The sequence below is a fragment of the Pseudoalteromonas sp. MSK9-3 genome (genome assembly GCF_003590335.1).
GTDB lineage: Bacteria > Pseudomonadota > Gammaproteobacteria > Enterobacterales > Alteromonadaceae > Pseudoalteromonas.
This window is the reverse complement of record NZ_MIET01000010.1, coordinates 30,215-43,025: the sequence shown is the minus strand read 5'-3', so window position 1 is coordinate 43,025 and position 12,811 is coordinate 30,215. Positions and strand designations below refer to the sequence as shown.

Below are 12,811 nucleotides of genomic sequence, written 5' to 3'. Positions count from 1 at the left end.
AAAAAGTCGAGGATACAACGAGAGCGACTTCAGTATGAAAAAGTACTTCGTAGCCGTAAATACACAGGGTTAGATTTAACTGTTTCTATATTGGATGGTGCCACACATTATAGCGCGTTTGCCTTACTGTTAACCGATGGGTTAATGCGAACGATCCCAAAACAAAAATAACCGACCATTAATTAGCAGGTAGTAATGGAGTACTACCTGTTGAACATCAAGAGACTTTATTATTCATCACATACGTGAGGCAGGTAACACGCAGCATTGACGCGAGGTTTTTTACCTCACCATGACGCTCAATAATTTCTTGATATAAGACAGAAATAAACTCTGCGACTGAGCATTGCTGTTGCTGCGCTAACTGCTCCAATAAGTGCCACATTTGGTTTTCAAGCGCCAAGCTAGTCACAACACCTTGAATACGTAACGAACGCTTAGTCGTATCGTAAAGTGATTGAGGCTGAGAGGCATATAATTCACACATACTAACTCCGAGAACAACATGGCAAAAATGATCCACAGTATGATCCGCATAACTGACGCAGACCGCTCAATAAAATTCTACCACGCCTTATTTAATTTACACGAAAAACGTCGCATCGAATTTGACGACTTTGCACTGATTTACTTGGGCAATGACGAAAGTAATTTTGAGCTTGAATTAACTCATAATTATAACAAACAAGCGCCCTATGAACTTGGCAATGGCTATGGTCACCTCGCTTTTTCAGCCCCCGATCTTGAGCCACTTCACGCTTTAGCAACACACCTTAATTACGCGCCAAAAGACATCAAAGAGTTTTTCAATCAAAACACCAAAGTGGCCAGATTCTTTTTCATTACTGACCCTGATGGTTACGAGATTGAAGTCATTGAGCAATCAGATATTTATCGATAATAAATCGGTAATAGGTTATTAATGGTTAATAGTGCATGTACCTGCATTATCACTTTGGCAATAATGAAAGTCTAAAAAATAACGCGGTTGATTAGGCGGCTTTTTATTCATGATCACATCATATAGTAATTGCGCCCCTGTAATACCCATCTGAAAAGGGTTCTGCCCAACATTCTCTGTGGCTAGACCGGCTTGGAGTGCTGATAACTGTATTTGCTCTGTATCTGCGGAAATAATAACGGCTTGATGGTTTTGGATCTGCGCTTTATAAGGCGTAAGTCGCGCAATATAGTCTGGATTAAATTGAGCAAACCCCGCAACTGCAATAAAAATAGGAGGGGAGGATGACTTAAGCATCACTAATAGTTGGTTGAGGGCATCTTCTCTGCGTCCCATGGTATACAAAGGACAACGTTCATGTTCTACCCATTGTGTTCTTTTTTCTCCCTCGCGGGGCTCATCAAGGTGTAACTCTGCTTTCACACCTCGAATGCGCGCACTTAAATTAGGGGTACTCTGATGACCCGACTGAATACAGTACTTTTGTATCTCTTTATTTTTGCCATATGTCTTTGCAACACGCCCCAGCGCTTTGCCAAAATCATAATTATTGGTGCCTACATAAGCCAAACGATAGGCATGATGCTCTGGCAATAAATCCGAATCAAAGGTGATCACCGGAATACCTGCTTGCTTAGCCTGTTTAAGAGCACCATTGACTAAATAAGCGGAGTCAGTCGTAGAAATCAACAATCCATCAACGCCTTTATTAACCAACTCTTCGACTATGAGTACTTGGGTTCGCACATCTTGGTAGTCATCAGCCCCATCGTAAATGCACTCAAGCGTAGGGTATTCCTTTGCAAAGTGCTCACACCCACGAAATGACTGCTCATAAAAGCTATCATTTTTTGTTTTGCCTATCACCGCAATTTTGATACTGGCAAAACAGGGATTGCCACTCATCGCTATTAAGGCAATAAGCATCCAAAATATCTCGACAAAACCCACAACTGGCTTTCTTACCTGTAAGATCATACTCATCCTAGAACGCGACTATACATAATTTTCAGTTCAGTGTATTGATGGACTACGACATATTCAGCAGCATAACTTCATTGAGATTAAAGCATGTAGCTGCTGTAAAGCAACATTAGACTAACTTACTATCGATAAAAGCGTGTTGGATCCTTGTAAACAACGCTTCTGTCGAAGGTCGCTCTGTAATATGTTCAAATAAAGACGTATGAACAGATGCTTTCACACGCTCTTGCATTGCGCTGTGTTCATAGCATAGATTTACAGGACTAATAAGTGTCTCTAGCACCGCATCAATTAATATGCATGCTTGCGCCAAAACCACGTGCCCTCCCCCTTTTTTAATAACCACCCGCTGCGCAGTACCTATGATTTTTTTACCATTTATATTTAAGTTATAGTCACCATCGCAGTATGAACCCGGTGTGGCATGAATATGACTTTTGATCCCATACGACGCTAAAAAGTGCGTTAGTACCACACATAGGTTTTCATAAGCCGATACAATCGAATAGGGTTTTGAATCTGGCCAGTTATACAAGTGAGATAGATTAAGCACATTGGCGGTTTGTGGCACGGGTGCCCCGCCCGTTTTTCGCGAAAATAGCTGCCAGCCCATCGCAGATAGTTCGTTAATTAGCGACGCAGTTTTAGGCCACTTTCTTCCCGCGGGTAACACTAAAGTTGGGGTGCTCGTTCGCCATAAAATTAAGCTTTTTTCCAGCCGGTTTGCTTGGTGCAGCTGTAATAGTTCAGCTTCTTTTTCAAACACGTTCTCGACTGAAACATCAGGGTAACGAAGTAACCTAATACGTGACTTTTCCACATAGAATCCTTGGTATGAAGAATTAAAAACAAAACTAATTTTAAGAGATCATAAAAATCATTTCTCAAAACGTCTTCAAAACCAAAATACTATAAATAGTCAAACAAAACCATTGTAAATCAGCGCTTAGGATTGACGAACGTAACATTCAGAATGTAGCGCCGCCCAGTAGCCAGTAAGCGTAACTTGATATGCAGAAATAGCGAGGCGTGCATCAAACACACCTCGAAATGTACCTCTTCTCTCTACATCAGCGATAGCCTATAAAAACGTTCAGCTCACACGCCGTAAACTTATTCAGGCGCATAAGTTAAATTAACTTTTACGTCGGTGATCTCAATGAAATAAGTACGCTCATGGGGTGATGACGTAAATACAATACCATTATTCTCACTCGGGTTATCAACCCAAGCTTGTAGCAGATTTAGCACAGTTTCTCCTCGCAACGTATAAGTTGTATCACCAAGAGTGGCATTAAATGAACTGACTTGAGCATGCCAAGATGGACAAAGCGTAAATGACTGACAGAAGTGATCATAAGATACATTGCTCATATTCCAAGCTTTATCGCCCACACTAAATACATCAATCTGTGTAAAAGGAGTGACTAATGAAGAGCTACCTACCACCACATCAATGCTGGCATCAATGAGGGTTCCTTTAATATGACTCATATCTAGCGAACTCAATACTTCGTAATCATAAGGTATTGAGGCGCCAGCACGAACATAGCCACCAACCCGCTTACGCCCTTGTATGACAGGTTGCGTACCTTGCCAGTTATTTCGTTCCAGACCTATCATTTCAAAAGTTAAACTCGTATTTAACTTAGGTATAAAGTCTTCTTTTTTATATGCTGGAGTGTGGCCTAATTCACCTAGGCGTGCCGAATGGCCACGCGTATAGACTAACAAAGAATTTAAAGTGTACGGACCATCATCTTTTTGAAATTTTTCACCCGAAACGGTGAATTCAAAAAAGTTATCGCCTTGCGGTAAGTACTTACTGAAACTCACTAAATCAATACGTTTCCCGTTAACACCACTTATATTGACAGATCCGGTATACGAACCGGCATGTTCAACATACACTGGAAATTGAAATGTCAGGGCCGTAATATAAGCCCCATCAGCAGACATCACGGGGGTCGTCGTTAAGTCTTTAACTATTTCAATCGCTTCTCTACAAAATTGTATACTCTCAAGTGCTAGTTTGCTCTCAAAATGACGCCTTGCATTCGCTAAGACATTATCATTTTGCTCTAACTTCAACACATATAATGGCTGTGATGTTAATATTGCACCGCTTGAAAATGACTTAACAAGGTCTTCTTTTTCATACAAAATACTCACAGTTTGCGCACCTTGACTTAACGCAACTCTTTTTACTTCGCGTATACGCTCAGCACCTGAATAAATACCACTGTTAAAAGCATACTCACCCGCAGTATGAGCAAATAATTCTACTTTTTGATCAACGTGTGTAACACACCCAGTTTCATCGAGTACAGGTTCAAGTAATACCTTATTAATATCTATGCTCGCCGCTCGAACGGTGATCCGTTTACTTGACTCCCTAGTAACAGATATCCCTTCATGCATCACCTGCGCAGTTGCTTTGATGATGTGTTCACCCGCACCGCTTGGCATGAATTCCTTACTATAAATTCCATCACCCGCTTGATGGTCTATATCTTGCCCTGTATCAAACGCCTCAAGGTTAATCACCGTATTACTTGGTTCAGTTACCTCAAACATCACACTGCCATCCGTCATTCCAGTCCCGTCATGTGTCAATAACGCAGCCAAAGGGATGGACTCGCCGACAACAAACTCATTCATTGCCATCGCAACGCCAAAGGCAATACTTGTTTGTTGTAACACCTTTGCTATTACAATCGTTTTATAGGCCGCTTCCGGATACGTTAAGATGATTTGCCACACACCTTGAATCGGATCACTCACTATCGGTAATATCACTGTGGCGCCAGGCAAGCCTGGTTGATATTCACTGCCAGGAATAATCACTGTCTCAGGATCATTTGGGTTGATAACAGTTTGACCGTTGGGGTTAATTAAACCCACATTCACGCCTTCAATTGGCGCAATTAACTCTAAAGCGAGCGTTTGAGCATGATCAATAACAATGGGAATCGTAGTCTGTGTATGACCGACCTCAATAGCCTGCGTGACCGTCTTGTGTGTTGACATATTCAAGGGTACATCGTTATTTGCCGCTACGACAAAGCATAGTGATGCCGTAAGACTTATCAGAAAATACGACACTATCGCTCTGATTGTATTTATCATTGTTATTCCTTAACGTATCGTTTTTATTTTGTTTAAAAAACGTTCTAAATTTTCCCGTGTTTTCATTGTGCTATGGTTCGCACGTACATTACCTAGTGATTGCGCATAACTCGGGTTTGCACTCGCAAGTGTTACAACCACATCATTTTCTTGTGCAGCTGTCGCCGTTGCAGTATAAGTAACTAATGTCACTACTTGACCCGCCCCCATTGAACCAGGGAGAACTATCGTTTCAGTAGACACATAAGCTGCATGACTATAATTACGGAGCACTTGCCAAGCCCTCACTCCTGCCCACCGAGAAAAATAAGGAAACAACCCAACTATATCTGGGTTTTTTTGGATAACTCCATCTTGATCCAAATCAGCATTGGCACCAATAGAGAACGTATTATCAATGTTACCTCGCATACCGGTAGCAACCGCATTTGCCGCAACATCCGTAGTTAAATCTCGAATACCAGGAAGCTGTGGCCCCACAAAAGTGGGTAATGTTAAATAGGCATTCGCGTAACCATGTGGATCCGCTCCGCTGGGGTGATAACTCGTTGCAGCATGCTCCATCGCAATAATTGAAAAGTCAGCCGCGACACTACCTAGGTGAGGCGTAGAAAAGGTTGATAAACTCTCAATTTCAAAGTCCACGCCTTGAGCTTGCATGTTTTGCGTATCGAGCCCGCCTTTACTGTGCGCAATAATATGGACTGTATCTGCTTTTAGTTCATCCAACAATTCATTGATATGTGTTGCCAATTGTTTCGCATTGCCTGCTGTCGAGCCGTTTTTTCCAACTGAATATCGTTCATATCTGACCCCTAATTCATCAAGTCGAGTAATGACCCCAGGCGCATCATCATCATCCCAAGAGTCACTTTGTGAATTAATACCATGAGCTAAAACAATAGGTGTCGCTGCGTCAAATTCCAAGGCAACCCAATCAACAGACATACACCATGAATCTTGAGGATTTGCTACATCAATATCCACCGTAATTAAATTCGGCTTTAAAAAATCAACCTCTTCAATAGGTACTTCCAATCGTGTTTCAGTCCAGCGCCCATTCGTTCCCTGTAATATACCAACCACCTTACCATTGAAAGATACTCTATCTATTTCAGGGTTGCGGCCAGGTACCGACGCATCTGAATCAACATCAAACACCGGCATACTAATTTGCACTTTAGCGCTAATTATTTTTTCATTGATTAAGTCATTTACTTTTGAGGGGTCTATTTTACCGTTAACCAATACACTGTCATTGACAACTTTAGGCACTGGTAACTCTATAACGAGTGGACCACCGCTTTTAAATGTGCAACCAGTATCTAGCCCTGGCCCAGAATCAATAACGTAGGTCCCCAACTTTTCTTCAGGAGGGCTAATACCTGAGCCCCCTGAGAATAACTGTATTTGCTCTATATCTAGCCCTGTATCTGCAAAGCTGACTGTCGAGCAGCATAATATGAACGGCAGTAATATATTATGCCTTGTGTTAATTTTCATCCCTATATCCTTTTTATGGCATTCCTATCAACATTGCCTTCATATATGCACTTTAAGATGCTTTATAAATAGCAATGAAACGCACCAGAAAATTAACATTAAGAGGATAAAAAACAAACATGGATATTTTCATATTAAAATGAATTGAAAATAAAAAGCAATTACAAAACAAAAAGTTAAACCTAGTGCGTGAATATATAAATCAAATGATGTATAGAAAAATTCAATTTAATATTCTCACTCGTATACAAAAAAGGGAAAATAAACCGAGTTGGAATAGGATAGACTGCGAAAAGAATGAAAGTAGACAATGCGAAGGTGGTGTATTACCTACTTATTTGACTAGCCTAGTTTTTTGAGAACTTTTGAATCAGAATGTCAGCAACTTGCTGTTTAACTGCTCGTTTATCATCAGATTGCACACCAAAGCGCGCCGCCAATTCAGCAATCTCATCATCATTGAGGTTAAACGAAAGTCGCTGTCGCGTCTTTTTAGATTTAACATCTAGCTGTAAAATTTTACGGATCATATCTGATGGTGTGAGCTCTTCATCAATGGCTTGCTTCTTTATGCTTTTTTGCACGTCACTGGTCAGATCAAAAGCCATTTGCGTTGCGCGAACGGCTTGCTCTTGACGCTGCCATTTAGTTTGCTTATCACTCACGCGCCACTACCTGGAAATAAGTCAACGATATCACTTACTGGACGACTAAGGGTTAACGATACTTCGGTCTCTCCTCCTTCCCAAATTTCAATATTAATGCTGTGATTTTCATCATCACTGAGCAATGAAATGATTTCGCATGGCTCGCCAGATTCATCTTGATAGCGTGGTAAGGTCGACTTTCGGTAATCCTTTTCATGGTAATAACACACGTAAGGAGCTTCGCTTTGTTTGTAATTTGTCGCTAAAAAATGACTGTATTGTTCAGGCTTGGTTATCGCCTGTATCGCACTGAGGTGCTCTTCATCAAAAATACGGGCAAATTCATCTAGCGTAAAAATCGTGTCTACGTCGTCACGCTGTATTTTTACAGAAAAGTTAGCAAACTCTTCACCATCTTCGCGCTCAACTTGCAAAAAGACAACTTTTCCAGACTCACTTTCAAGTACAAATTCATATTCAGCACTGTGCTGATATTGATATGTTTGCACATCAGTAACTTTAAGTGTTTGACCTTTAAGCCAACTTGGGTAAGCAAATGAGTCAATGAGTGTCAGCATATCACCAACCACCAATTCACTTGGGTGGTTTAGCTGGCGCTCAGGTGCTTTTTTAGATTTAAAAAAACCAAACATAAGAGAACCTTACTTTTATAATGTACTTAAACAAAAAAGGAGGCGTGGGCCTCCTTTTTTCATGTCGTATTAATTACTGTGCTTGCTTTGCTTTAATACGCTCTAAAATATCGTTACTTTTAGCAGTTGAGCCGATGCCCGCTTCTGCCATTTTTGCTTTTAAGTCAGCCCCAGTTGCAGCAGCTTCTAACTCTTTAGCTGCACCCAATTGGTCTTGTCTATCTTGTTGGCGTTGCTTAATACGCTCTAATGATTGACGCGCGTTTACCATAGATGAATCATTAGTATTCAAAGTGCTGTTAACTGCCATCGTTGCCTTCTGCACGCTTTCAGTGGTTTTAACCATAGTCAGTTGACGTTGGTTTTCTTTAATTGATTTTTCAGCTTCTTTTACTTGCTGTTTTAGCAAAATCACATGCTTAGAGAAACCATCAAGTACCACTGCTAACTCTTCTTTTTCAACTTCAAAATCACTGATTTTTTCAGCAATTTCTACAGCAAGCGCTTCATTACCTTGACTTAAAGCTTGGCCTGCATAATCTTCATGCTCAGCGATGCTGCTATCTAATGCGCTCACCTTACGTTTAGTTTGCATTTCTTTAGCCATCACCTCAGTTAGGCTTTTTTTCGCTTTGGCTAATGCATTTTGCGCATCTGCAATCTCTTGCTCAAAAATACGAATACCATTGGCATCGACAATAGACTCACCAACTTCTCTAGCTCCACCACGTACCGCTGTAAATAATTTTTTTAAAATACTCATAATCAAACTCCAATATTAATCATTTAAGTACATAGTGACAGCATCAAGTGCATCAATCGCATTGTCTGCAAGCGTGACCAATTCATGGGTAATTTCATCAATCGAAGACGAAACAGCCAGCGCACCAAAAATAGCATACTGATCATCAATTTTAGCAAAAGCGCTCAATGGAACAGGTACATTCAGCCTCAATAACGCTTCATTTAATTCAGCCACTAGTTCAGCTTTCACTTCACTTTCTTTAAATAGGTAACTGATGCATACAAGTTGCTCTTCTGTTTGCGTAACAAATATTGGCAATTCATCGTTGCCATCAACGATCACCTGTAATACATCTTGCTCGCCTTCATTAGCGATTACGAACGATTCAAATTGTGCACCTTCTGTTTCAAAAGATGCCAGTTTGATTGATAATTCATTTAATTCCATCTTATATACCTTATTCACTATGACATATTATGTCTGAGTTAAGATTTGCACAGGCGACATATTATGTCAACCCTGCAATTTTAATTTTTATACAATTCAGCTTCGGTTTGCCATGCTTGGCGATAATAATCATATAGCACGCCAGTTCCTAACCTGTTGACCTCTATATCCTTATTATTCTCAAAAAAACGATTAGGGAAAGCAAAGGCCGCTTGCAAATATTCTTGATTAACCCAATTGCTCAGCACCGGAAATTCCGCTATTTGTTTAATTCTTTCACTCGCCGGTTGCCCTGCACGGGTTGCTATCGTCCAACCCCATTGACCAAACGACGGAATATTTTGCTGATATTGCTCAACATGGGTAAAGCCTGCATGCTTGACCGTTTTAGCAATACTAATAAATGCATTCTTAGCATGATAAGGTGAGGTTGATTGAATAGATAACGCCCCATCTGGTGCCAGTAATTGCCTTACATGATTGTAAAAGTAATCACTATATAACTTATTCAAATCAGGGTGATTTGGGTCTGGTAAATCAATAATGATACTGTCGAACAATCGCCCTTGATCAAGCATTTTTTCAACTTCCAAAAACGCATCTGCCACGATCACCGTGGCTCTTGGATCATTAAGCGCATTGTTGTTTAACCCTGAGAGCTTTTCCGTTATCTGCGGTAATGCTGGAAATGGCTGCCCTTGTAAACCAAATAATGAAAGCAGTTGCCCATCTAAGTCTATCAATGTTGCTTCTTTTACAGGCCACTTTAATACATCACGTAATGCCAACCCATCGCCACCACCAATGATCAATACCTTATCATGACGATTTGCCGCCAGCATCGCAGGGTAAACCAGCATCGTGTGGTATATCTGCTCATCTGCACTTGAAAACTGTAAGCGTCCATTCAAGAATAAATCGTTAATTGGCGCCGTTTGCGTTCTACTCAAACGCTCAGTCACAACCACATGCTGATATTTAGTCGACTCTGAGTAAATCACTTTATCTTTATATAAAACGTTGCTTAAGTCTTTCATCCAATTTGAGCCATAGCTCAACAAGATCACAAACAAGCCTAACAATAATAAATGACACACTAATAACAGTTTGGCGAAGCGTACATGCTGATGATATCGCCACAAAAATATCAACCCAGCCACAATATTGAATAGTGCTGTCCAGGCGGCGGCTTGCATGATAGGCAGGGCTAACATGATCATGACCCATATTGCAGCACCAATGCCCGCGCCAATATAGTCAGCACCATAAATAGTACCCGCATTATTTTCTAAAAACCGACCATAGACATGCTGACGAATACGGGCGATTAAGGGAATTTCCATCCCAATAAAAATCCCCAACATCAGACCAAATATATAAGGTAAAAAGCGAGCGACGGCTTGAAAAGACTCAAATACTTGTCCATCTATCACCGCATCGACAGGTAAGTTATATAAACTCGAAAACGTATGGGGAAGGGTGTAACTGAGCGCAATAATACTGGCGATAATCAAGATACTCGTCATACCCAATAAGGCGATTAAACTCTCTAACCAAGCAAAGGCCGTAAATGGGTCTTTAAACCACCGAGCTAAAAATGCACCAATGCCCATCGCCACTATCATGGTGCCAATCATGGCATAAATGGCACTTTCAACAGAGCCTAAAATACGCCCAGCATAATGAGAGAGTAGGTATTCATATATCAGGCCGCAACCGGCTAAAATAGCCATCACGCTGATCAATAAAATATCGTGACCAAGTAACTTTACGTTACTGGTCACATTCGTTGTATTTGATGTCGTTGATGTCAAACCTTAAGCACCAAGCAACGTTGCCATTGTCATACCGATAGCAAACGAAATTGCCGCAGAAATGGTCGCAACGCCAATGTTCTTTTGACGATTCACTTCATCAGAAATATCCTTGCCAGCCAAGATTATTTTTATCATGACCAAGTGCAATAAAATAAAAGCGACTAAACTACCAAGAGCCGAAACACTCCAATAAATTAGGCTTGAAGTAATATTATCCGCCACATAAGGCGCAATACCCGTAGCAGCGGTTAACGCTAATGCGCTGCCAATCAAAAAGCCTGCATAACGAATACCCACTGCAATATTGTTATCAAGGATGGCTTGTTGTAAGCAATCGCCGCTGCGATTAGTCCGTTTAAATAATTGAACACGATACTGACTTATTAATAACATACAGATATTACCAATAATAAATGCCACCACAACGATAGGTAGCCCATACCACCCCTCGGTCAACACCCAAATAAGCGCTGAGCGAATAACAATTGCGACACTGATAACATGACCAAAATCAATCAATGCGGCGGTAATATTTCCCTTTATAATTTCGTCATGTAAATTTACTTTTTGCAGCGCAACCTTATCTTGAAAAAAGTGCCCAATCTTAATCAAAATAATACCCACAATGCCATAGCCTGCCATCTGCGTTGCTTCGGCAAGTAAAGAATCAGCAAACGCCCCGCTGGTGATCCCTGTCAGTACAATAGCCAAGCCTGCAAGACCAGCTGCAAAACTTAATCCAAATGCAAAGTTATCTTTTTCCGTTATTTCGTCATTGGCGTGTAGGTTTGATACCCACCCCTTTATATATTTTAAACTGACAAACAAGGCAATGATCACCATCATATCTATCAGTAGCGCTTGTAGAGACCAAGCCGTTAATCCATTAATTTGGTACATGTTTTTAAACTCCGCTATCAATTCGTTACTTGCCTCGGCTCACGCCGCGCGAGGTTCTACTTGAGCTATTACGCACTGAGCCAGCACTAGACTTGGCATAGCTACTATTTCGAGAGTAACTACTGCGTGTTGCTGATGAAGGGGTATGGCTGCTGCGACTTAACCCAGATGCGCCTGATTTCTTTTTCGCGTAAGGACTCGTAAATTGTTTGCCCTGGCTTTTATATGATTGACGGGTGCGTTGCTCTACCACTGTCTGACGTTGATACCTTTTGTAGCTGGTGTATCGCTTGCGGCCATAGTCATTATAATAACTATACCTGCGGCGTTTGCTCCAGCCGCCATAGTCAACATCCCCCACTAAATCACCGAGCATACGGTACATGCCGTACCACATCCAAAAGCTTGTACCACTTGAATTAGTTTCCCATTGACCATAATTGGCGTTACCAACTAATTGATTACCCACATTGGCCTGCCCGTTGTTGGCGGCATCTTCAGCAGCTTTACTCACTGCGCCAACTCTCGATAAGGTGCCATTCGACATATCGGCAAGCACATTAATCGGATCAGTTAACGCATCAGAATATAAACTGCGTGTAGCAGCTTCTTTTAATAACGTCGCTTGGTTAATAATATCGTCACTATTCATATTCGCGGCAGGTGCTTTTAGCTCGCTATAACGTGTTAATAGATTTTGATATAACGGGCCTTGCGTAGAAGCGTCTTGCCCTATGAGTTGTGCAATTGCACTAAGTTGGGGGTTTTGTTGACTCAATACCCTGCTGTATTCACTGAGTAATACAGCATTGCGTATTTGCTTTTTCTCAAGCGCATCGCCCAGAGCATTAATCTCTTTAGATGCTTCTTGAAGTGTGTATTTGATTGTTTGTTGAGTCCGCTCTTCTTTCGATTCACAGCCCAGCATTAAGCTAAACAAACAAAACAGACTAATAAGTTTCCAAACTCTAAAATCGGACATTCATTGTCACCTGATCTGCTTTTATACTAAATTCCAGAACACT

General features: G+C 41.0%; 13 protein-coding genes. 1 reads left to right on the top strand and 12 read right to left on the bottom strand.

What is annotated here, in order from left to right:
- Window positions 1-217 precede the first annotated feature (217 nt).
- A complete protein-coding gene (locus BGP78_RS03585; RefSeq protein ID WP_119860121.1) occupies window positions 218-487 on the bottom strand; it encodes a ribbon-helix-helix domain-containing protein in 270 nt (89 codons plus the stop codon).
- Between the two features lie 18 nt (window positions 488-505).
- On the opposite strand from BGP78_RS03585, the gene BGP78_RS03580 reads away from it, so the two are divergent.
- Window positions 506-901 (top strand): VOC family protein, encoded by a 396-nt coding sequence (locus BGP78_RS03580; protein ID WP_171044362.1) that lies wholly within the window; start codon window positions 506-508, stop codon window positions 899-901.
- Between the two features lie 18 nt (window positions 902-919).
- Here BGP78_RS03580 and BGP78_RS03575 read toward each other — a convergent pair whose 3' ends face one another.
- From BGP78_RS03575 to BGP78_RS03525, 11 genes are all read right to left on the bottom strand, one after another.
- Window positions 920-1,939 carry a substrate-binding domain-containing protein gene (locus tag BGP78_RS03575; protein WP_119860120.1) on the bottom strand — a complete coding sequence of 340 codons (1,020 nt, stop codon included), beginning with the start codon at window positions 1,937-1,939 and terminating at the stop codon, window positions 920-922.
- A gap of 115 nt (window positions 1,940-2,054) precedes the next feature.
- Entirely contained in the window at window positions 2,055-2,765 is a 711-nt protein-coding gene (locus BGP78_RS03570) for a lipoyl protein ligase domain-containing protein (RefSeq protein WP_119860119.1), read from the bottom strand.
- Window positions 2,766-3,058: 293 nt separating this feature from the next.
- The gene (locus BGP78_RS03565; protein ID WP_119860118.1) at window positions 3,059-5,074 is read right to left on the bottom strand and encodes a choice-of-anchor X domain-containing protein; all 2,016 of its coding nucleotides are present in this window, start codon (window positions 5,072-5,074) and stop codon (window positions 3,059-3,061) included.
- Window positions 5,075-5,083: 9 nt separating this feature from the next.
- Window positions 5,084-6,577 carry a triacylglycerol lipase gene (locus tag BGP78_RS03560; RefSeq protein ID WP_119860117.1) on the bottom strand — a complete coding sequence of 498 codons (1,494 nt, stop codon included), beginning with the start codon at window positions 6,575-6,577 and terminating at the stop codon, window positions 5,084-5,086.
- 347 nt (window positions 6,578-6,924) lie between these two features.
- Window positions 6,925-7,242, bottom strand: a complete 318-nt coding sequence (locus BGP78_RS03555) for a hypothetical protein (protein ID WP_119860116.1) — start codon at window positions 7,240-7,242, stop codon at window positions 6,925-6,927.
- The gene (locus BGP78_RS03550) at window positions 7,239-7,877 is read right to left on the bottom strand and encodes a hypothetical protein (protein WP_010365820.1); all 639 of its coding nucleotides are present in this window, start codon (window positions 7,875-7,877) and stop codon (window positions 7,239-7,241) included. Before BGP78_RS03550 ends, BGP78_RS03555 begins: the two co-directional genes overlap by 4 nt.
- 73 nt (window positions 7,878-7,950) lie before the next feature.
- Window positions 7,951-8,640 (bottom strand): PspA/IM30 family protein, encoded by a 690-nt coding sequence (locus tag BGP78_RS03545; protein ID WP_010365818.1) that lies wholly within the window; start codon window positions 8,638-8,640, stop codon window positions 7,951-7,953.
- Window positions 8,641-8,655: 15 nt separating this feature from the next.
- Window positions 8,656-9,069 carry a YjfI family protein gene (locus tag BGP78_RS03540; RefSeq protein WP_010365816.1) on the bottom strand — a complete coding sequence of 138 codons (414 nt, stop codon included), beginning with the start codon at window positions 9,067-9,069 and terminating at the stop codon, window positions 8,656-8,658.
- Window positions 9,070-9,149: 80 nt separating this feature from the next.
- Window positions 9,150-10,883 (bottom strand): polyamine aminopropyltransferase, encoded by a 1,734-nt coding sequence (locus tag BGP78_RS03535; protein ID WP_119860115.1) that lies wholly within the window; start codon window positions 10,881-10,883, stop codon window positions 9,150-9,152.
- Window positions 10,884-10,886: 3 nt separating this feature from the next.
- The gene (locus tag BGP78_RS03530; RefSeq protein WP_119860114.1) at window positions 10,887-11,786 is read right to left on the bottom strand and encodes a DUF350 domain-containing protein; all 900 of its coding nucleotides are present in this window, start codon (window positions 11,784-11,786) and stop codon (window positions 10,887-10,889) included.
- A gap of 25 nt (window positions 11,787-11,811) precedes the next feature.
- Window positions 11,812-12,768, bottom strand: a complete 957-nt coding sequence (locus BGP78_RS03525) for a CHAD domain-containing protein (protein WP_119860113.1) — start codon at window positions 12,766-12,768, stop codon at window positions 11,812-11,814.
- Between the last annotated feature and the right edge of the window lie 43 nt (window positions 12,769-12,811).